We start from the raw sequence: 19,912 nt of genomic DNA, 5'->3' as shown, positions 1-19,912 counted from the left end.
CGACCCCCTTGAGTCGTCCGCTAGCGGTGCGCATACCACGATATGTCGGAGGTGGGGGGCGGGGCGACTGTCGGCCGGGGGCGGGTTTCACTCACCGGCGATTACCGGCGATTACCGGCGATTACCGGCGCTGGCCGGGTGCCGCCCGCGCACACCCGTGCCGCCCCAGCGGCACGATCGCCCGTGGTGAGAGCGATGCGCGCCAGGACGGCACGGGAGGACGGTTCAGCAGGACCGGTCAGCAGGACCGGTCAGCACGACCGGTCAGGAGGACCGGTCAGAGCGAGGTCAGGACGTGCCTGACGTCGCGTTCTCCAGTTCCGGGACGGTCATCCGTACCGGCTCCGTCCCTGTCGTGCTGTGGCGGGCCGCCCAGTTCTCCAGGGCGGTGCGGCACGCGTGGTCCAGGTGGTGGAGGCCGGTGAGGTGGAGTTCCACGGGGCGGTCCTGGGGGAGGGACTCCAGGTCGTCCAGGATCTTCGGCAGGCGCAGGAAGGTCGCGTTGCCGGAGAGGTAGGCCTGGACCGGCCCGGCGCCCTTGTCGATGACCTCCAGCTTGATGTGCGAGGCCTCCCAGGCGGTCTTGGCCACGGACAGGGCCAGACCGATCAGGACGCCCTCGAACATGTTGACCGCGACGATCGCCACGGCCGTGGCGACCAGGATCAGCGCCTCGCCCCGGTGGCTGCGCCACAGGGAGACGACCTCCCGGAAGGGGATCAGCTTCCAGCCCGCGTGGACGAGGATGCCGGCCAGAGCGGGGAGCGGGATCAGGGCGAGCGCACCCGGCAGCAGGGCCACGAAGACCAGCAGCCAGACACCGTGCAGGACGCGGGAGGCCTTCGTCTTCGCGCCGGCCTGGACGTTGGCGGAGCTGCGCACGATCACCGCCGTCATCGGCAGCGCGCCCAGCAGCCCGCACACGGTGTTGCCGGCGCCCTGGGCCATCAGCTCCTTGTCGTACTCGGTGCGCGGACCGTCGTGCATCCGGTCCACGGCCGCCGCGCTGAACAGGCTCTCGGCGGAGGCGATGAGGGTGAAGGCGAGGATGGTGCCGAGCAGTGCCACGTCGGCGAGCCGGCTGAAGGCGTCGAGGCCGGGGGGCTGGATCACGTCCAGCAGCCCCTGCACCTCGACGTTCGCCACCGGCAGGCTGAAGGCCAGGGTGACGAGGGTGGCCAGCAGGACCGCGGCGAGCGCGCCGGGGACCAACTGGACCTTCTTCGGCAGGCGCTTCCACAGCACCATCACCGCGATGGTGCCCGCGCCGACCGCCAGCGAGGCGAGTGCGGCGGTGCTGCTGACGGCGTCGACGAAGGCGCCGGGCAGGCCCGCGATCTTGTCGAGGCCGGAGGCGGGGGCCTTCAGACCGGCCGCCGCGTAGAGCTGGCCCGCGATGATCACCAGGCCGATGCCGGCGAGCATGCCCTCGACGACCGATAGGGATATGGCGCGGAACCAACGGCCCAGCTTCAGCGCGCCCATGGCGAGTTGGAGCAGACCGGCGGCGAGCACGATCACACCGAGGGCGGGCAGCCCGAACTGGCGGACCGCCTCGAAGACCAGCACGGTCAGACCGGCCGCCGGGCCGGAGACCTGGAGGCTGCTGCCGGGCAGCAGACCGGCGACGATACCGCCCACGATGCCGGTGACCAGGCCGAGTTCGGCCGGTACGCCGGAGGCGACGGCGACGCCGACGCACAGGGGGAGGGCGACCAGGAACACGACGAGCGAGGCGCCGAAGTCCTGTCGCAGATGGGGAAACCTGGAGGACGGGGACGGGGGAGAGGTCTTGGAGTTCATCTCGGACACCTGGCCGCCGGTCACAGGGTCTCGAACTTGTCGGTGTCCGCGCGGTGTTCGCGCACGGAACCCGTGTGGACCTCGTAGTACCAGCCGCGCAACCGCAGCCGTCCGTCCGCGAGGCGCTTCTCCACGCACGGGTAGGAGCGCAGGCGCAGCAGCTGGCTGAGGACGTGGTTCTGCACGCCGTCGGCGACCGTCGGATCCTCGACCGCCCCTTCCGGGCGGGGGGTGGCGTGGGTCAGCCAGTCGCGGACGGCCGGTACGGCGTCCAGGTCGTCGCCGCGCACCAGGGCGCCCACGGCGCCGCAGTGCGAGTGTCCGCAGACGACGATGTCGGTGACGCCGAGGACCTCCACGGCGTACTCGATGGTGGCCGTCTCACCGGTGGGGCGGTCGGCGGCGTACGGCGGGACGATGTTGCCGGCGGTGCGCAGTTCGAACAGCTCGCCGGGGCGGGCGCCCGTGATCAGGGCCGGGACGACCCGCGAGTCGGAGCAGGTGATGAACAGGACCTCGGGGGACTGGCCTTCGGCCAGCCTGGCGAACTCCTCAGGGCGCTGTCCGAACGTACGGGCGTTGTCGATGAGGGGCTGCATGATGTGGTGACTCCTCCTGGCGCGCCTCGTGGCGCGTCGGGCTTGCACGACAGAGTGGGGGGAACAGGCGCTCCGCGGCTCAGCAGCGGAAGACCTGGAGAACGGCCGGGGTGTGGGCCGTGGAAGGTCTCGACGCCCGGTGGTACGGGGCCGAGGGCCGTTCGGGTGCGCTCGCGGCCGCCGGGTTCTCCCCCAACGGCGGGCGCGCGGACGCCCCGGGAACGGTGTGGTTGGCCATGCGATGCCGGTCGCGTGTGCGATGAGGACCGGTCGGGTCCTGCTGGGGTGCGCACGTGCGGTGGGTGACTGCCGTGTCACGCACCGGCTCCGCGGTGAGGGTGTTTCCGGGCTCGGCTTTGGCCTTGACGTGACCAAGCGTGTGCGCGGCTGCGAAGGATGTCGTGGGAGTGAAGAACGCCAGCGTGAGCAGGACGGCGAAGAGGGCCGAAAAGACGGTCCGGGTCGTCGTACCTCGCAATATGAGCCTCCCCACTGGCAGTTCCGGGTGTCTCCCGTGCGTCGACACTTGCTCGACTTGGTCAACCGATGGTCAACCACTGGTCAAGAAACACGTTAACCCTGCAAAGTTGTTTGCAGGGTTAACTTAACGTTGCGAGCTGAAGAGAGCCTGAAAAGCGAGGTCGGGTTGGCTGGAATCGTCCCTTGACCTGGGGGAGTTCTCCTGGATCGCGCCACTGCCGGTGGCTGTGGGCTCAGTGCTCCACGAGTCGCTTGGCGTCGCGTGCGAGGGCGGTGAGGCGGGAGATGGCGCGGAAGTACTTCTTGCGGTAGCCGCCGTTCAGCATCTCCTCGCTGAACAGCCGGTCGAAGGGCAGCCCGGAGGCGAGCACGGGGACCTCGCGGTCGTACAGCCGGTCGGCGAGCACCACCAGCCGCAGCGCCGTGGACTGGTCCGGCACCGGCTCGACGCCCGTCAGACAGACCGCCTCGAGGCCGTCCGTCAGAGCGCCGTACCGGCTGGGGTGGACGCGCGCGAGGTGGGCCAGCAGATGCGGGAAGTCGTCGAGCGAGGCGCCCTCGGTGGCGTACGCCGCCTTGGTGACCTTCTCCTCGGAGTACGGCGCCGGAGCCTCGGGCAGACCGCGGTGGCGGTAGTCCTCGCCGTCGATCCGCAGGGCGCGGAAGTGGGCGGACAGGCCCTGGATCTCGCGCAGGAAGTCGGCCGCCGCGAACCGGCCCTCACCGAGCTTGCCCGGCAGTGTGTTCGAGGTGGCGGCCAGTGCCACGCCCGCGTCGACCAGCTTGCCGAGCAGGGTCGACACCAGGACCGTGTCGCCCGGGTCGTCCAGCTCGAACTCGTCGATGCACAGCAGACGGTGACCGGAAAGGGTCTGGACCGTCTTCTGGAAACCGAGGGCGCCCACCAGGTTCGTCAGCTCCACGAAGGTGCCGAAGGCCTTGAGGGAGGGTTCGGCCGGGGTGGCGTGCCAGAGGGAGGCGAGGAGGTGCGTCTTGCCGACGCCGTAACCGCCGTCCAGGTAGACGCCGCGGGGGCCCGCCGGGACCTTGGGGGCCTTCGCCCGGCCGAAGCCGAGGAAGCCCCGCCGGCCGGCGCCGGTCGCGTGCGCGCCGCCGAGGCCTGCCGCGAAACCGCTCAGGACGCGGACGGCCTCGGTCTGGCTGGGCTGGTTCGGGTCCGGGATGTAGGTCTCGAAGCGCACCGAGTCGAAGCGGGGCGGCGGCACCATCTCGGCGACGAGCCGGTCCGCGGGGACATGGGGCTCGCGGGTGCACAGGGACGCGGGGGCCGCTTCGGGTATCGGACCGATTCCGGACACGGTGGCTGAGGACGACGACACGGTTACCGAGTCTAAGGGTCGTGCCACACTGCACGACATGCGACGCCTGTTCCCTGTGACCGAAGAGACAGCGGCCCGGACACCGGAAGCCACCGGTGGGGCGAGTGCGGCCGAGGTGCCGGCGGTGGGCGGGGGTGAGGGTCCGGCGGGGGCCCGGACGCCGGGCGCGCGGGACGGCCGCTCCCCGGCGGCGGCCGGAGGGTCGGATCTCGTCGAGCGGGAGTGGAGTCTCGACGAACTGGCGGCGGCGTACGCGTACCCCGAGCCCGCGCCGGGTGGGCGGGAGCCGTGGCTGCGGGCCAACATGGTGTCCACCCTCGACGGCGCGGCCCAGCACGGTGGACGCTCGCAGCCGATCTCCAGCGACGCCGACATGCGGATCTTCGGCACGCTGCGCGGGCTCGCGGACGTGGTGATCGTCGGCGCCGAGACGGTACGGCAGGAGGGGTACCGCCCGGCACGCGCGCGTGAGGCGTTCGCGGAGGCGCGCCGGGCGGCCGGACAGACTCCAGCGCCCGCCGTCGCCGTGGTGAGCGCGAGCCTGGACCTCGACTTCTCGCTGCCGCTGTTCACCTCGCCGCTGACGCCCACGATGCTGCTCACCGGGGCCGCCGCGGCCCCGGACCGGGTCGCCACCGCCGAGAAGGCGGGGGTCCGGGTGGTGGTCGCCGGGGACGGGATGGGCGTCGACCCCGCCCGCGCCGTACGGGCCCTCGCCGACCTGGGGCTCACCCGGCTGCTCACCGAGGGCGGTCCGCGCGTCCTGGGCCAGCTGATCGCCGCCGACGTCCTCGACGAACTCTGTCTGACCGTGTCGCCGATGCTCACGGCGGGCGACGCGCAGCGGATCGCCGGGGGACCCTCGGTGGCGGTGCCCAAGCGCTTCGCCCTGGCATCGCTGCTGGAGGAGTCCGGGTTCCTGTTCGGCCGTTACCGTCGCACGTGAAAGCGGGCGGAATCTGCCGTTCCGTTTAGCTTTCGACGGGCACACTAGAACTCTGAGGAGCGAGGGCCCATGGGGCCCTCCGAGGAGAAGGGCGCCTGTGGTGTCGTTCACGAGCGTATTGATGATCGAGAAGGCTCTGACGTCCGCGGACGTCGAGTTCGTCACGACCCTGCACGGCGACGAGCGGGCCTCCTTCCACGTGCTGCTCCAGCCGCGCGGAAATCAGGCCGACCGGTTGCTGCGGGCCATCGACGACCTCGCCCTCGGGGAGCTGGACGAGGCCGCGCGGGAGGGGGAGACGCCGGAGGGGGAACAGGCGATGGACGCCGGGGAACGGGCTCTGGAGGTGTCCCTGCAGGCGTTGCGCGGGGCCGGGAGCACGGCGGAGGGGCGGCTCATCGAGGATCATCCGCTGGATGCGCTGAAGTCGCTGGTGGAGGAGGTGGGGGCGGACGAGGTGCTGGTGCTGACCGATCCGCACTACGTGGAGGAGTTCTTCCACCGGGACTGGGCCTCCCGGGCCCGGCACAAGGTGGGGGTGCCGGTGTTGAAGCTGTTCTCGCACGCGCGGGCGTAGGCAGGGAGTACGACGGCGTAGGAACCGGGGGCGCCGTGGGGGTGCTGTGCGTCGTCGGGTGCGGGTTCGTCGTGGCCGGTCGCGCGGTTCCCCGCCCCCCTTCGGGGCGCGGCCCCCGGCCCGTGGCCACACGGGGACCCGGTGGTGGCTAGGGTGGGGGCGCGCCTGCTCGGGGCGTGGATCGTCTTCGTACCGTCGCTTGGAGAACACACATGGCACCCGGACTGCCTACCGCCATGGAACGGCCGCACTTCATCGGGATCGGTGGGGCCGGGATGTCGGGGATCGCGAAGATCCTCGCGCAGCGGGGGGCCAAGGTCGCCGGTAGCGACGCCAAGGAGTCGGAGACGGCCGAGGCCCTGCGGGCGCTCGGGGCGACCGTGCACATCGGGCACGCCGCCGAGCACCTCGCGGACGACGCGACGGCCGTCGTGGTCTCGTCGGCCATCCGGGCCGACAACCCCGAGCTGGCCCGCGCCGCCGAGCTCGGCATCCCCGTCGTCCACCGGTCGGACGCGCTCGCCCGGCTGATGGACGGGCTGCGGCCGATCGCGGTCGCCGGCACGCACGGCAAGACCACGACGACGTCCATGCTGGCGGTGTCGCTGGGCGAGCTGGGGCTGCGGCCGTCGTACGCCATCGGCGGGGATCTCGACGTACCCGGGTCGAACGCGAACCACGGCGACGGCGACATCTTCGTCGCCGAGGCGGACGAGAGCGACCGCAGCTTCCACAAGTACGCGCCCGAGGTGGCGATCGTCCTCAACGTGGAACTGGACCACCACGCCAACTACGCGTCCATGGACGAGATCTACGAGTCCTTCGAGACGTTCGCGGGGAAGATCGTGCCCGGTGGCACGCTGGTGATCTCCGCCGACCACGAGGGCGCGCGTGAGCTGACCTCCCGGCTGTCCGGGGTGCGGACCGTGACGTACGGCGAGCGCGAGGACGCCGACGTACGCGTGCTGTCGGTCGTGGCGCAGGGGCTGAAGAGCGAGGTCACGGTTCTGCTGGACGGGCGGGAGACGACGTTCACCGTGTCCGTCCCCGGACGGCACTACGCGCACAACGCCGTCGCCGCGCTGGCGGCCGGTGTCGCGCTCGGCGTGCCGGCGGCGGAGCTGGCGCCCGCGCTGGCGGCGTACACCGGGGTGAAGCGACGGCTGCAGCTCAAGGGCGAGGCGGCCGGTGTGCAGGTCATCGACTCCTACGCGCACCACCCGACCGAGATGACGGCCGACCTGGAGGCCATGCGGGCCGCCGCCGGGGACGCGCGGATCCTGGTCGTCTTCCAGCCGCACCTGTTCTCCCGCACCCAGGAGCTGGGCACCGAGATGGGGCAGTCCCTGGCCCTCGCGGACGCGTCGGTCGTCCTCGACATCTACCCGGCCCGCGAGGACCCGATCCCGGGGATCACCAGCGAGCTGATCATCGACGCGGCCCGGACCGCGGGCGCGGACGTCACCGCCCTGCACGACAAGGCCGAGGTGCCCGCGGCGATCGCGGGAATGGCGAGGCCCGGTGATCTCGTTCTCACCATGGGCGCGGGTGACGTGACGGACCTGGGCCCGCAGATCCTGGACCGTCTTTCGAGCTGAGGGGCTGAGGCTCATGTCGTACGACGTCGAGAAGCCGGACGAGCAGTGGCGGGCGGAGCTGACACCGGCCGAGTACGCCGTACTGCGGCAGGCCGGCACGGAGCCCGCGTTCGTCGGCGAGTACACCGACACCAAGACCAAGGGTGTCTACTCCTGTCGCGCCTGCGGTGCCGAACTCTTCACCTCCGACACGAAGTTCGAGTCGCACTGCGGCTGGCCGTCCTTCTACGACCCGAAGGACAGCGACGCGGTGGAGCTGCTCGCCGACCGGTCGCACGGGATGGTGCGCACGGAGGTGCGGTGCGCGCGGTGCGGCTCGCACCTCGGACACGTCTTCGAGGGCGAGGGGTACGCCACCCCGACCGACCAGCGGTACTGCATCAACAGCATCTCGCTGACGCTGACCGCCGACGAGGACTGACCGCCCGCGTCGGCTGACCGCCGGCCGTCGACACCCCTTCACCTGTCGTCGCACATCCGCCCGTTGTCGGGGTTGACCGCGTGACTACTGTGTGAAGGGTGTTGACGCGAGAGGTCTCTCGGACCGAGCCGGGGGGCCTGACGTGAACGGACTGGTCTACTTTCTGGCGGCCGCCGCCCTGTGGACCGGCTTCGCCGCCCAGCTGCCCGGCCTGTGGCGCGAGCGGCGTGATCCCGTGAAGCGTGCGCTCTGCGCCGTGATCTTCCTGGCCGGCTTCTGTTTCGCCCTCGGCGCCCCGCCCACCGTCGGCTTCGTCAACCGTGCCGTCGGCGTGCCCAACGCCGCCGCGTGCCTCACCTACGGTGCGGTGAACGCCTTCTCCGCCGCCTCGCTGGTGCTGATCGTCCACTGGCGCGGTGCCGACGACCCCGCCCGGCTGCGACGCGTCTCCCGCCGATGGCTGCTCGGGTACGCCGTGATCATCGCGGCGCAGACGGCGCTCTTCGCCGTCGGGGACGCGCCCGTCGAGCGCCTCACCGACTTCGACACCTACTACGCGGACACGCCGTTCATCCGCGAGATGATCGTCCTCTATCTGGTGGCCCACATGGCGGCCGCCCTCACCACCACGATCCTGTGCTGGCGCTGGACCCTGCAGATCAGCGGCTGGACCCGGCGGGCACTGGCCGTGCTGGCCGTCGGGTGGCTGTGCACCAGCGCGTACGGGGTCCTGAAGGTGGTGGCCGTCGCCGGCCGCTGGACCGGGCAGCACTGGGATCCGCTGAGCACCCGGCTGGCTCCGATGCTGGTCACCGTCGGCGCGGTCCTCACCTCGGCCGGCTATGTCCTGCCGCTGCTCGGGCCGCGCATCGACAGCCTGGTCGCCTTCCTGCGGCTCGGGCCGCTCTTCCGGCTCGTCGGCTCCCGGGGCACCGGCCGCATCAGACGGACCGCGCTGCTGTCCTGGCGTTCCCTCGGCGACGTCGAGCTGCGGCTGACGCACCGGACGACGGCCATACGGGACGGACTGCGGGACGTGTCCGTCCACTTCGACGAGGCGGTCCGCGACCGTGCCTACCGGCAGGCCCTCTCCCTCGGCTCCAGTGCCGGCGAGGCCGAGGCCATCGGGGACGCGGCGATGGTGGCCGTCGCCGTGGTGTCCGGCACGCGGGAGCCGGTCGGGGGGCCGCGTCAGGGGGGCCTGGACCGTGCCGCCCTGGACGCCCTCGTGGGGCTCGGCGGGGGCTGTGCGGGGCCCGCGGCCGAGGGGCAGGGGCTGGACACCGGGCAGCCGTCGTTGATCCGGATGTCGCGGGCGGTGCGGGCGGGGGTCGTGGAGGGGGCGGTGCGCGCGGAGCGCGCGAAGAGCCGGTAGGCGCGGCGTTCCTCCGCGGGTCGCCCGGTGGGGGCTTGTCGCGCAGTGCCCCGCGCCCCTAAGGGGCGGGGGTGTCGAGGCCGCTCAGGATGTTCCGTTCCTCCGGGGTGAGCGGGGGGCCCGACAGGGGCGGGAGGAACGGGCCGAGGGCCGTGGACAGCAGCAGGGCGGGGTGGAGCAGGTGGAGGGCGTCCGCCTGGAGGGTGGTCACCCTGCACATCGCGGCGGAGACACGGTACGAGCCGGTGGCCACGCGGGACATCCGGCCGGCGTAGGCGGACAGCAGACGGTCGGCGAGCGTGGGGGACTTGCCCCGCACCCCCGGGAACCACTGGTCCTGGCCGACCGACATGGTCCACGCCGCGTGCACCACCTTCGCGGCGGCCCGCTGCACCCGCCGGGCCAGACCGGGCGCGCCGACGCCGGCCCGGTCCAGCTCCCGGCTCAGCTCGCGCGCGCCCAGCGCGGCCACCGACATGCCCTGGCCGTAGACCGGGTTGTAGGTGGCGACGGCGTCCCCGAGCGCCACCAGACCCTCGGGCCACCGCTCGGACTTCTCGAAGTAGCGGCGCTCGTTGCGTGTGCTGCGGCTGAGGGTCACGTCGGTCAGGGGTTCGGCGCCGGCGATCAGCCGACCCACGAGGGGGTGGCGCAGGCTGAGGGCGAAGGGGACGAAGTCCTCGGGCGAGCTGGTCGGTTCGCCGCCCCGGGTACCGGCGAGGCTGACCAGCCAGCGGTCGCCCTCGATCGGGAGGAGGAGCCCCGAACGGCCGGGCCGGCCGCCCTTCGGGTCCGCCGTCACCTGCGCCGGCGGGAAGTTCTCCGCCCCGACGGGGGTGCGGTAGAGGCGGGTCGCGTAGACCAGCCCGGAGTCGACCACGTCCTTGCGGACGCCGGTGATGCCGAGGTCCGCGAGCCAGTGCTCGACGCGGGTGCCACGTCCGCTCGCGTCGACGACCAGGTCCGCGGGCAGACGCTCCTCGGCGGCCCCCGCGCTCGAGCCCGCGCTCCCCTCCGTGTCGGTGGTGAGCCGGACGCCGGTGACCCGCTCGGCGGTGCCGAGGAGGCCGGTGGCCGAGGCGCGGCGGATCCTGACGCGGGTGGTGCTCGCGAGGACGGCGTCGCGTACGGTCCGGTCGATCAGGTCACGGCTGCCGATGAGCAGGGGGTAGGCGTCGTGATGGCGTGAGCGGCGGTACCAGCCCTGCGGACCCAGGGTGACCAGGCCGGAGGTGAGACCGCGTTCCCGGGCGCCCGCCGCCAGCAGGCGGCCCCGCACCTCGCCGCCCGGCACGAGTTCGTCGATGGCGTCGCGGCCGCTGGGCAGGAGGATGTGGGCGTGGCGGCCCTGCGGGAGCCCTCGGCGCGGTCGGGGTTCGTCCGGAAGGTCGTCACGTTCCAGCACGATCACCTCGTCGACGGACCGGGCCAGGGCCGCGGCGGCGAGCATGCCGGCCATGCTGGCGCCGATGACGACCGCGGTACGCGGCATGGGTCCCCCTTGTGTTCGCCTGTGCTCGCCTGTGTTCGCCCGTGATCGGCGGAAGTCTTCACCGTACATTCAGCTGTCCGAGGGCACGGGAAGATCAGCGCGACGGTGCTCTGCGCACGGGGATTGGCGTGCGGCGGTGGGAGGGGTGGGCGGAGGGCCCGCCCGGTGTCCGTGGGCGGGCCCTCGTTCCTCTGCCGCTGGTCAGGTGGTGATGCGCCCGGTGATCAGGTGGTGGCTCGTACCGCTTCCTGGATCACCGTCGCGACCTCCTTGGGGCGGGAGACCGCCACGGCGTGGGAGGCGCCCTCGACTTCCGTGACGGTGGCGCCGGCGCGCTTGGCGCCGAAGCGCTGGACGTCGGGGTTGATGGCCTGGTCCGCCTCGGCGACGACCGCCCACGAGGGCTTGGTCCGCCACGCGGCGGTGCGGGCTGTCTCCGTGAACACCGAAGCGGCGAGCGGACGTTGGGAGAGGGCGAGGATCTCGGTGACCTCGGCCGGGACATCGGCGGCGAAGATGCCGGGGAAGGCCTCCGGCTTGATGGTGACCTCCACGGCGGGGTCCGTGCCCTCGACGGGGTACGTCCACTCGTCGAGGTTGGCGACCAGCGGGGACAGCGGGAAGCGGCCCTGCAACTCGCCCAGGCTCTCGTCCTGCTCGGGGACGTACGCGGCGACGTAGACCAGGCCGACGACGTTCTCGGCGGCGCCCGCCACGGTGATGACCGCGCCGCCGTAGGAGTGGCCGACGAGGACGACGGGGCCGTCGATCTGGGCCGCCGCCGACGCGACGTACGCGGCGTCGGAGGCGAGACCGCGCAAGGGGTTCGGCAGCGCGCGGACCGGGATGTCCTGGCCGCGCAGCTCCTCGACGACGCCCGCCCAGCTGGACGCGTCGGCGAAGGCTCCGTGCACGAGGAGGACGGTGGGGGTGGGGGACATGGTGGCGGGTTGCTCCGTTCTGTTCTGTGGAACTGTGGGATGTGCGCCGGTACGACCGTGCGTCTCTCGCCGGCCGGTGCGGCGCTCGCCGTGCGGTGTCAGTTGGCGTGCAGGGCCGTGCGCAGGGTGGTCGTGGCCAGGGTGATCGCGGCCTCGGCCGCGTGGGTCTCGCGCAGGGCGTTCAGCATGACGAAGTCGTGGATGATGCCCTGGAAGCGCACGGCGGTCACCGCCACACCGGCCTCGCGCAGCTTGTTCGCGTACGCCTCGCCCTCGTCGCGCAGGACGTCGGCCTCGCCGGTGATCACGAGGGCCGGGGGCAGATCCCTGAGCTGGTCGACGCCGGCCCGCAGCGGGGAGGCGGTGATCTGGGCGCGCTCGGCCTCGTCGGTCGTGTACTGGTCCCAGAACCACTGCATGCCGTCGCGGCGCAGGAAGTAGCCCGTGGCGAACTGGTGGTAGGAGCCGGTGTCGAAGCTCGCGTCCGTCACCGGGTAGAACAGCACTTGATGGACCAGCGGGACGTCACCGCGCTGCTTGGCCATCAGGGTCAGCGCGGCGGTCATGTTGCCGCCGACCGAGTCACCGGCGACCGCCAGCCGGGCCCCGTCCAGGTCCTTGGACGCGCCCTGCTCGACGACCCACTTCGCGACCGCGTAGTTCTGCTCGATGGCGACCGGGTAGCGGGCCTCGGGGGAGAGGTCGTACTCGGGGAAGACCACGGCGGCCCGCGCGCCGACGGCCAGCTCGCGCACCAGCCGGTCATGGGTGTGCGCGTTGCCGAACACCCAGCCCGCGCCGTGGATGTAGAGGATCACGGGCAGGACGCCCTCGGCCCCGGCGGGCCGGACGATCCGCGCCCGGACACTGCCCGTCGGACCGCCGGAGACGGTGATCCACTCCTCGTCGATCTCCGGCTTCGCGATCTCGCCGGACTGCACCTCGTCGACCGCCTTACGGCCTTCCGCGGGCGGCAGTTCGAAGAGGAAGGGCGGGTTGGCGGTGGCTTCGGCGAAGGCGGCGGCCGCCGGTTCCAGGACCGGGCGGGTCGGCTCGGAGGTGTCGGACATGTGGTTCTCCCGATGGGTCGTGATGTCGTGCGGGCGGCACCCGGTCCCCGGTGTCGGGCGGGCGGCGTCCTGTTCGGTGGGCCGCGCGGGCGGTGCCACGGCCAGCACGCTAGGCCCGGAGCCGGCCGCCGAATTGCCCACCAGCGCACCGACGTCGGTCCGGGAGCGCACGACATGGGGGACGTGTGTTCCCCGGGCGCTGTGAGGACGAACGCCGTGCGCGGCCGGACCGAAGGGAGACGTGCGGCCCGCCCGGCTTTCCGGCATCGCCGCGATCCGTGTCAGCGGACGCCTCCTTCTCCCGTGGAGATCCATCAGAAGCGCCCTGGCCCGCGCGGTCTTGGGCCGGCGGCCGGGGCTACCGGTGGTGCAGTGGTGTGCCCCGGCCGCCCGTCGGACCCTGCCCCGCAGAGTCCCGCCACTCGCTCGGCGACATGCCGTACGCGGCCCGGAACACCCGGCTGAAGTGGGTCGCGCTGAGGAAGCCCCAGCGCCCGGCGACCGAGGCGATGGTCCGACGGTTGCGGACGCCGAGCACCAGGTCGCGCCGGCACTCCTCCAGCCGACGGCGCTGGACCCAGCGGCCCACGGACGTCCCGTCGTCCTGGAAGAGCCTGTGCAGATAGCGCACCGAGATGTGGTGGGCCCCCGCGATCACCTCGGGTGACAGGTCCGCGTCGGCCAGATGCTCGTCGATGTACCGCAGGACACGCGCCATCAGCGGCGAGCGGCCGACCGGTGTGTCCGTCGGGCCGGCGCCCGGCGTACCGCTCCTGGTCCGCCCCAGCTGCTCCGCGGCGAGCATGGCCAACAGGTTCACGGCGTTCCGGGCGAGCATCTCGCCGACCGGGGGCTCCGTGGAGATCGCGGAGACCGCCGTGTCGGCCAGCTCGGACAGGAACGGCGACAGCAGGGTCCCCAGCCGGGACGACCGGGAGACCGGGTTCGCGACGACGCGCCGTAGGTCGTCGCTGCCGTCCTCCAACCCCAGTTCCTCACACGGGACCAGGAAGACCTTGAGACGGCAGTGCTCGGGGAAGTCCAGTAACGGCGGATGGTTCGCGTCGTAGAAACAGATGTCCCCCGGCTGGAGCGAGAGATCGGGGAGCCGTCCGGCGGACGGGGCGGGGGTCCCGCGCACCCCCACGAACAGGTACGCGCCCCCGGCCCGTGCGGTCAGCCGGTAGGCCCCGATGCCCGGCCGTCCCTCGCCGGGCAACTCGGCGGGGTTCCCGCCGAGGACGGCGATGCGGAGCCCCGCCGGCGCGATGGTGCCGATGTCGGACCTGGTCATCTGTCTTTACCTCCAAGGCCGTTCGAGCACACCGTTCGAGCAGACCGTTCAAGCACTGCACCCGGAGCCTAGGAAGGGAGATGTGAAAAAAGAGTGACTGTGAAGTGACGGTGGTCGACGCGGAGATTCATCAGAAGGGCTTTAGGTGTCGGCCGCGCCCGGGTCGGGGTCGGGGTCGGGGTGGGCGGGGCGCCGACGGGCGGTACGGCGGTCCTGGGGGCAGTCGTGCGTACCGGTCAACTCGGCGGCGAGGGCGCGCAGCAGCTCGTGTTGGACGTAGCGGCCGGGCGTGTGCTCCATGACGAGGTGCGCGTCGGCGAGGCCGTCGAGCACCTGCCGGGCGCGCCGGACGGGGAGTCGGGCAAGGGCCGCGGCCGTCTCGGCGTCCAGGTCGGGGCCGGGGTGCAGGGACAGCAGACGGAAGAGCCGGGCGTGCTCCGGCGGAAGGCGGCGGTAGGAGCGGGTGAGGACGGCGCGGAGGTCGGGTGTGCCGCCGGGCGCGGTGAACGCGTCGAGCCCGCGGCGGGCGTGCCGCAGCTCGGCGGCGAGCGCGTCGAGGGCCGCGAGAGCCGCGAGGGGGCGGGAGGGGTGGTGGGCGGCACGGGCCGCGATGATCGCCAGAGCCAGGGGCAGCCGGCCACACCGGCTGACGATCTCTTCGATGGGTTCGATCTGGTGGAGGGGATCGGTGGAGTCGGTGGGATCGGTGGAGTGGGCGGGGTAGGTGGAGTGGGTGAGGTCGGTGGGCTCGGAGGGGGTGACCTGCTGGAGCAGTTCGGGTGGGCCGGTCGGCCGGTCGGCGTGGGTGAGGTGGGCCGTCAGTGTGGTCCGGGCGTCCGCCTTCGACGGTAGGTCCAGGCGGAGGGGATGGGCGCCCGACGCGATGAGGCCGGACAGGCCGTTGCGGCTGGTGACCAGGGTCAGTGAGCCGGGCGACGCGGGCAGCAGCGGACGTACCTGTTCGGTGTCGGCCGCGTCGTCCAGCACCAACAGCAGTCGTCGGCCGACCAGCAGGCTCCGGTACAGCCCGGTGAGCGAGTCCGTGCGGCCCGGCAGGCGCGCGGGCGGCACCCCGAGCGCGGTGAGGAGCGCGCGCAGTGCCGCGTCCGGCTCCAGCGGGGCCTCCGCCGGGTCGAAACCCCTCAGCCCGAGGTGGAGTTGGCCGTCGGGGAATCGCTCCGCGACCGCGTGCGCCCAGTGCAGCGCCAGTGCCGTCTTGCCGATCCCGGGCATTCCGTTGATCAGCACGGTGGCCGGTGCTCCGCCGGAAGGGCCGACCGTGGCCGTGATCTCCGCCAGGCGACGGAGTTCACCGCGTCTGCCGACGAAGACGGGCCCGGAGGGGGGCAGTTGGGTGAGCGGGACGGCGGGCGGCGCGAGCGCCGGTCCGGTTGCCGCGCCCGGGGGCTCCTCCGGCAGGTCGGCCGAACGGAGGGGCGAGGAACCCGGCTGTGCGGGCGGCCGCAGCGGAGTCCACTCCTGGCGGAGCACCCTGGTGTGGGCCGTGGTCAGTTCCGCACCCGGTGTCACGTCCAACTCCGCGGCCAGCAGCCGTCGTACGCGCTCGTAGGCGGCCAGCGCCTCCGCCTGGAGGCCGGTCGCGGCCAGGGCCATGACGAGGGCGGCGTGCAACGACTCGTCCAGGGGGTCGAGTTCGAGGGCCTGGCGCAGCCGGGGCAACACCTGCTCGCTCCTCCCGCAGAGGAGCGCCGCGTCGGCGGCCATCCTGGTCGTACGGAGCAACTCGCGTTCCACTTCCCCGAACACGGCGTGCTCCCGCACGGCGGCGGGGATCCCTCTCGCCACCGGCCCCCGCCACTCGCCCAGCGCGTCGACGAAGCAGCGTGTCGCCGCCTCGGACCGCCCGGTGGCGGCGGCCCGCTTGCCCCGCTTGGTGAGCGCGCGGAAACGCAGCAGGTCGACCTCGTCCTCGTCGGCGTCCAGCAGGTACCCCCCGTCGCGGCGCAGCAGCCGCCGTCCGGGAGCCCGGGGCGGCAGTCCGGGTTCGAGCAGCCGCCGCAGCGAACCGGCGTACCGGCGCACCACGTTCATCGCGCTCGCCGGCGCCCGTTCCGGCCACAGCACGTCGACGACGTCACCCGACGGCACCACGTGGCCCGCCCGTACGACCAACAGCGCGAGCAGGGCCCGCTGTTGCGGGAAACCGAGGTCGAGCTCCTCTCCGTCCCGGCGCACCCGGAGCGGCCCCAGCACGTCGAAACTCAGCTCCGCCCCCCGCCGGACGAGGGGTCGGTGTCGAACGACGTCGGTCACGCGTGTCGCTCGCTCGTGGTGAGCAGGGCCCGGACCTGTTCGGCGTCCGGGTGGCCGAGGGTGATGAGGAGGGTGAGGGCCTGCTGCCGGACCTCGACGGCGCCGGCGTGGTCGCTCATCGCGGCATGGGTGTCGCCGATGTGGACGAGGGTGCAGGCCTCCAGGTAGGGAACGCCCAGCTCCCGGTAGAGGGCGAGTGCGTTGCCGTAGCCGAGAAGGGCGTTCGGATGGCGCCCGAGGTGGTGGTGGGCGTACGCGATGGTGTGCCAGGTCGCGGCCTCGCCGTAACGGTCGCCGAGCTCCTGGAGCAGGGTCAGGGCCTGATGGCAGTGGCTCAGGGCCTCCTGATGCTCGCCGAGCAGCGCGTGGTACCAGCCGACCGAGTTGAGCACGCTGGCGTACGCGGCGCGGCGACCGCTGTCCCGGAAGAGTTCCATGGCCAGCCGGTTGTGGTGGAGGGCGCCGGGCAGGTCCCCCTCCTGGTCGTGGGTCCAGCCGAGGCTGCGATGGGTGTCGGCCCGCCCGACGGTGTCGCCCGACTCGGTGAAGAGCGACAGCGCGCGGTCCAGGCGGAGCCGGGCCGACCCGTGCAGACCGAGTCGGCTCTCGGCCCGGGCCAGCGCCCGCAGGCCCCTGGCCTCCCACCCGGGATCGGCCGTCCTGAGCGCCGCGTCGAGCGCGATCCGTTGGACGGTCGTCCAGTCGTGCCAGTGCCCTCGCCGGTCGAAGAACGGCTCCAGCGACCACGCGAGCAGACAGGCCACCCGGTCGCGGCCGGACCGGGCCGCCGCCCCGACGACGGCGAGCAGCACCGGATACTCGGCGGTGAGCCAGGCCAGCGCCTGCGGGTGGTCGGCCGGCCGTTCGGCCAGGACGCCGGGTGGGAGCGGACCCGGCGACAACGGGTCCGCGTGCGGGGCGAGGAGCGGCTCGGCGGCGTGCGCGGTGTGCAGGTAGTGCGCGAACAGCCGCTCGACGGCCGCCTCCCGCGCGCTCTTCGGGTGCTGTTCCTCCAGCAGTTCGGACGCGTGGGCGCGCAGCAGGTCGTGCAGGGCGTACCGGCCGGGCGCGGGCTCGCCCACCAGGTGGACGTCGGACAGTTCGGCGAGGAGCGACCGTGTGCGGCGCGGGGACAGACGGGCGAGCGACGCCGTCGCCGCCACGGAGAAGTCCGGGCCGGGATGCAGCGCGAGCAGCGGGAAGAGGAGCGCCGCCTCGGGCGACACGGCCCCCAGTGACCAGGAGAACACCGCCCCGACGTTCGCGGCCGCGTCCGTCCGGCTGAACGCGTCCAGACTGCCGTGCGCCGCACGCAGCTCCGCCGCGATCGCCGACAGCGGGAAGTCCGGGTGCGTGGCCGCCCGCGCCGCGACACAGGCCAGCGCCAGCGGCAGACCCCCGCACAGGGGCGCGATCTCCGCCACCGCCCGCGCCTCGCCCGCGAGCCGCCCGGCTCCCAGTCTGCGTTCGAGGAACGACCGTGCCTGCGCCGCGTCCAGCGGACGCAGCGCCAGCGTGTGCGCGCCGTGCGCGGAGACCAGGCCCGACAGTTGGTTGCGGCTCGTCACGATGGTCAGACAGCCGGGAGTCCCCGGCAGCAACGGCCGCACCTGCTCGGTGTCCCGTGCGTTGTCCAGGAGCACCAGGAACCGCCGTCCCGCCAACAGACTGCGGTACAGCGCGGCCTGGGCGTCGACACCGTGGGGCACCCGCTCCGGCGGTACGCCCAGCGCGTCGAGGAAGACCCGCACGGCTTCTCCCGCCTCCATCACCCGACCCGAGGGCGCGAACCCCCTGAGGTCGACGTAGAGCTGCCCGTCCGGGAAACGGTGCGCGACCCGATGGGCCCAGTGCACGGCCAGCGTGGTCTTCCCGATGCCGGCCATCCCCCCGATGGCGCCGATCACGACGGTGTCGGCGGGGTGCGCGGGGCCTCCACCGGCACGGTTGTGGCTGTCGTCGCCGGTACCGCTGTGGCTGTCGTCGCCGGGGCCGCTGTCGTCGTGGCCGGTGAGGAGTGCCAGGACCTGGTCCAGCTCGGCGCGACGACCGGTGAACGTCGGGAGGTCATGGGGGAGTTGGGCGGGGACGGTGGTCGGTGCGTTCGGTGCGTTCGGTGCGTTCGGTGCGTTCGGTGCGTTCGGTGCGTTCGGTGCGTTCGGTGCGGTTGGTGGGGTCGGGGGCTGGGGCGCGGCGGAGGCCGAGACCGAGGGCGGAGAGCCGGTGTTGGCGTCGTCCGCCCCGGAAGCAGCGCCTCTTGGCGAACCGGCGTCGTGCGGAACGGCGTCGGCCCGACCGCCCTCGTGCCGCACCTCCACGTCCGGCCCGGTGCCCCGCAGCACGGACTGGTGGGCGTCGCGGAGTTCCGGTCCCGGATCGATGCCCAACTCGTCGGCGAGCCTCGCGCGGGCGGCTCGGTAGGTGTCCAGTGCCCGCGCCTCGTACCCGGTGGCGGCGAGCGTGCGAACGAGCCGGGCCAGCAGAGGTTCGTCCAGCGGTTCGTCGTGCGCTGCCTCCTGGAGCAGGGGGAGCACGGCGGCGGGGGTGCCGGCCCGGAGCGCCGCGTCGGCCGCTTCCCGTACGGCCGCCGTCCGTTCACGGTCGACGGCCGCGAACCCGGCGCGCTCCCGCATCTCGGCGGGGAGCCCGGCCCCGGCCGGTCCCCGCCACAGCGCCAGCGCCTCGGTGAGAAGCTCCACGACCCGTGCCGCCGGCTGGTGCGTGTCACCGGCGATTCGACGGGCCTCGTCCCGCAGCCGACGGAACCGCAGCAGATCGAGGGAGTCGTCGTCGACCAGGAGCCGGTACCCGCCGGCGTCCCGTATCAGCCACCGTCCGGTGGCACGGTTGGGCAGGCCCGGCTCCAACAGCCGTCGCAGCGACCCCACATGGCGCCGGACCACGTTCACCGCGCTGTCCGGCGGTCGCCCGCCCCACAGCACGTCGACGATCTCGCTCACCGTCACCGGCTGCCCCGCCCGCACCAGCAACAGCCCCAGCAGCGCCCGCTCCTGCGGCCGCCCCGGCGCCGGTTCCACCCCCGCCCGCTCCACGCGGACCGACCCCAGAACCGCGAACCGCACCGGCTCTAGCGCCAACTGCCCCTCCTGATATCTCGTATCTCGTATCTTCCTCGCGCCCCCTGACCATACGTGAGGTCGCGAGTTACCCAGAGTTACGCGCGCGTCATGGGCCCTGGCACGGCTGCGGGCAGGATCGCGGGCAGGACTGAGGGCAGGACTGAGGGCGGGACTGAGGGCGGGACTGCGGGCGGGGTGGCGTGGGACGGCCCGCCCGCAGGCGCGTCGGACCAAGCGGACCCCTCCCGCCCCTTGACGCCCATGGAAAGCGCTTGCCACACTCGCGGCCCGCCATAGGAATCGCCTGTCGCCCCACCGCCGTACCACCCGGTGCCGTACGCGGCCGCGCCACTCCAGGTCATCGGCCCGCCGAACTCCTCGACCGGGGGCGACGCGGTCGAAACGAGTTCGACGAGGAGGGCGCGGCGGACGGTGGACACATGACAGGCGGGCCGAACCCCCCACAGGAGAAGCCGAGATGGGACGCAGAGCCGCAGCCCAGCCCACGAGCACCGTCGAGGACGGAGCCCTCACGCCGACCGCGACACCCACCACGCCCACCCCTCCCCCCACCTCCCCCCTGTCCCTCACCCCTCCGACCCCCCGCCGCGCCCTCCTCGTC

The 19,912-nt window shown here is 72.9% G+C and carries 14 protein-coding genes; 5 read left to right on the top strand and 9 right to left on the bottom strand.

The window, feature by feature from the left end:
- Positions 1-288: 288 nt before the first annotated feature.
- The 3 genes from RM704_RS25630 to zapE form a co-directional block, all read right to left on the bottom strand.
- On the bottom strand, positions 289-1,803 hold the full coding sequence (locus RM704_RS25630; RefSeq protein ID WP_107072365.1) for a SulP family inorganic anion transporter: 1,515 nt from the start codon (positions 1,801-1,803) through the stop codon (positions 289-291).
- Positions 1,804-1,823: 20 nt separating this feature from the next.
- On the bottom strand, positions 1,824-2,402 hold the full coding sequence (locus tag RM704_RS25625; protein WP_033529389.1) for a carbonic anhydrase: 579 nt from the start codon (positions 2,400-2,402) through the stop codon (positions 1,824-1,826).
- Positions 2,403-3,115: 713 nt separating this feature from the next.
- Positions 3,116-4,261, bottom strand: a complete 1,146-nt coding sequence (zapE, locus tag RM704_RS25620) for a cell division protein ZapE (RefSeq protein WP_052146227.1) — start codon at positions 4,259-4,261, stop codon at positions 3,116-3,118.
- On the opposite strand from zapE, the gene RM704_RS25615 reads away from it, so the two are divergent.
- From RM704_RS25615 to RM704_RS25595, 5 genes are all read left to right on the top strand, one after another.
- Positions 4,260-5,168: a pyrimidine reductase family protein gene (locus RM704_RS25615; protein ID WP_033529387.1), complete on the top strand. Its 909-nt coding sequence runs from the start codon at positions 4,260-4,262 to the stop codon at positions 5,166-5,168. The two genes, zapE and RM704_RS25615, sit on opposite strands and share 2 nt — an antisense overlap.
- A gap of 121 nt (positions 5,169-5,289) precedes the next feature.
- Complete coding sequence (locus RM704_RS25610; RefSeq protein WP_033529386.1) at positions 5,290-5,745, top strand: hypothetical protein; 456 nt, start codon at positions 5,290-5,292, stop codon at positions 5,743-5,745.
- 212 nt (positions 5,746-5,957) lie between these two features.
- Entirely contained in the window at positions 5,958-7,343 is a 1,386-nt protein-coding gene (gene murC, locus RM704_RS25605) for a UDP-N-acetylmuramate--L-alanine ligase (RefSeq protein ID WP_033529385.1), read from the top strand.
- A 13-nt stretch (positions 7,344-7,356) separates the two neighbouring features.
- Positions 7,357-7,764 carry a peptide-methionine (R)-S-oxide reductase MsrB gene (gene msrB / locus RM704_RS25600; RefSeq protein WP_033529384.1) on the top strand — a complete coding sequence of 136 codons (408 nt, stop codon included), beginning with the start codon at positions 7,357-7,359 and terminating at the stop codon, positions 7,762-7,764.
- 142 nt (positions 7,765-7,906) lie between these two features.
- Entirely contained in the window at positions 7,907-9,139 is a 1,233-nt protein-coding gene (locus RM704_RS25595) for an MAB_1171c family putative transporter (protein WP_033529383.1), read from the top strand.
- A gap of 58 nt (positions 9,140-9,197) precedes the next feature.
- Here RM704_RS25595 and RM704_RS25590 read toward each other — a convergent pair whose 3' ends face one another.
- The 6 genes from RM704_RS25590 to RM704_RS25565 all read right to left on the bottom strand — a co-directional run bounded on the left by RM704_RS25590 (position 9,198) and on the right by RM704_RS25565 (position 19,308).
- Positions 9,198-10,631 carry an FAD-dependent oxidoreductase gene (locus RM704_RS25590; RefSeq protein ID WP_033529382.1) on the bottom strand — a complete coding sequence of 478 codons (1,434 nt, stop codon included), beginning with the start codon at positions 10,629-10,631 and terminating at the stop codon, positions 9,198-9,200.
- A 224-nt stretch (positions 10,632-10,855) separates the two neighbouring features.
- Positions 10,856-11,572, bottom strand: coding sequence for an alpha/beta fold hydrolase (locus RM704_RS25585; protein WP_033529381.1), 717 nt, complete (start codon positions 11,570-11,572; stop codon positions 10,856-10,858).
- Positions 11,573-11,670: 98 nt separating this feature from the next.
- Entirely contained in the window at positions 11,671-12,642 is a 972-nt protein-coding gene (locus tag RM704_RS25580) for an alpha/beta hydrolase (protein WP_033529469.1), read from the bottom strand.
- A gap of 358 nt (positions 12,643-13,000) precedes the next feature.
- Positions 13,001-13,936, bottom strand: a complete 936-nt coding sequence (locus RM704_RS25575) for a helix-turn-helix domain-containing protein (protein WP_052146225.1) — start codon at positions 13,934-13,936, stop codon at positions 13,001-13,003.
- A gap of 141 nt (positions 13,937-14,077) precedes the next feature.
- On the bottom strand, positions 14,078-16,210 hold the full coding sequence (locus tag RM704_RS25570; RefSeq protein WP_063774498.1) for an AfsR/SARP family transcriptional regulator: 2,133 nt from the start codon (positions 16,208-16,210) through the stop codon (positions 14,078-14,080).
- Positions 16,207-19,308 carry an AfsR/SARP family transcriptional regulator gene (locus tag RM704_RS25565; RefSeq protein ID WP_033529380.1) on the bottom strand — a complete coding sequence of 1,034 codons (3,102 nt, stop codon included), beginning with the start codon at positions 19,306-19,308 and terminating at the stop codon, positions 16,207-16,209. Before RM704_RS25565 ends, RM704_RS25570 begins: the two co-directional genes overlap by 4 nt.
- Positions 19,309-19,912: the final 604 nt, after the last annotated feature.

It is taken from the genome of Streptomyces gottesmaniae (assembly GCF_031845845.1).
In the GTDB taxonomy this organism is placed as follows: domain Bacteria; phylum Actinomycetota; class Actinomycetes; order Streptomycetales; family Streptomycetaceae; genus Streptomyces; species Streptomyces akebiae.
The sequence above is the reverse complement of the archived record's forward strand: the minus strand, read 5'-3'. Positions and strand labels throughout refer to the sequence as shown.

What these genes read in the sequence shown, in the direction of transcription:
- RM704_RS25625 (WP_033529389.1), bottom strand. Translation starts at nt 2,402, where the DNA reads ATGCAGCCCCTCATCGACAACGCCCGTACGTTCGGACAGCGCCCTGAG.
- RM704_RS25630 (WP_107072365.1), bottom strand. Translation starts at nt 1,803, where the DNA reads ATGAACTCCAAGACCTCTCCCCCGTCCCCGTCCTCCAGGTTTCCCCAT.
- RM704_RS25575 (WP_052146225.1), bottom strand. Translation starts at nt 13,936, where the DNA reads ATGACCAGGTCCGACATCGGCACCATCGCGCCGGCGGGGCTCCGCATC.
- RM704_RS25615 (WP_033529387.1), top strand. Translation starts at nt 4,260, where the DNA reads ATGCGACGCCTGTTCCCTGTGACCGAAGAGACAGCGGCCCGGACACCG.
- RM704_RS25610 (WP_033529386.1), top strand. Translation starts at nt 5,290, where the DNA reads ATGATCGAGAAGGCTCTGACGTCCGCGGACGTCGAGTTCGTCACGACC.
- RM704_RS25580 (WP_033529469.1), bottom strand. Translation starts at nt 12,642, where the DNA reads ATGTCCGACACCTCCGAGCCGACCCGCCCGGTCCTGGAACCGGCGGCC.
- RM704_RS25585 (WP_033529381.1), bottom strand. Translation starts at nt 11,572, where the DNA reads ATGTCCCCCACCCCCACCGTCCTCCTCGTGCACGGAGCCTTCGCCGAC.
- murC (WP_033529385.1), top strand. Translation starts at nt 5,958, where the DNA reads ATGGCACCCGGACTGCCTACCGCCATGGAACGGCCGCACTTCATCGGG.
- zapE (WP_052146227.1), bottom strand. Translation starts at nt 4,261, where the DNA reads ATGTCGTGCAGTGTGGCACGACCCTTAGACTCGGTAACCGTGTCGTCG.
- RM704_RS25590 (WP_033529382.1), bottom strand. Translation starts at nt 10,631, where the DNA reads ATGCCGCGTACCGCGGTCGTCATCGGCGCCAGCATGGCCGGCATGCTC.
- msrB (WP_033529384.1), top strand. Translation starts at nt 7,357, where the DNA reads ATGTCGTACGACGTCGAGAAGCCGGACGAGCAGTGGCGGGCGGAGCTG.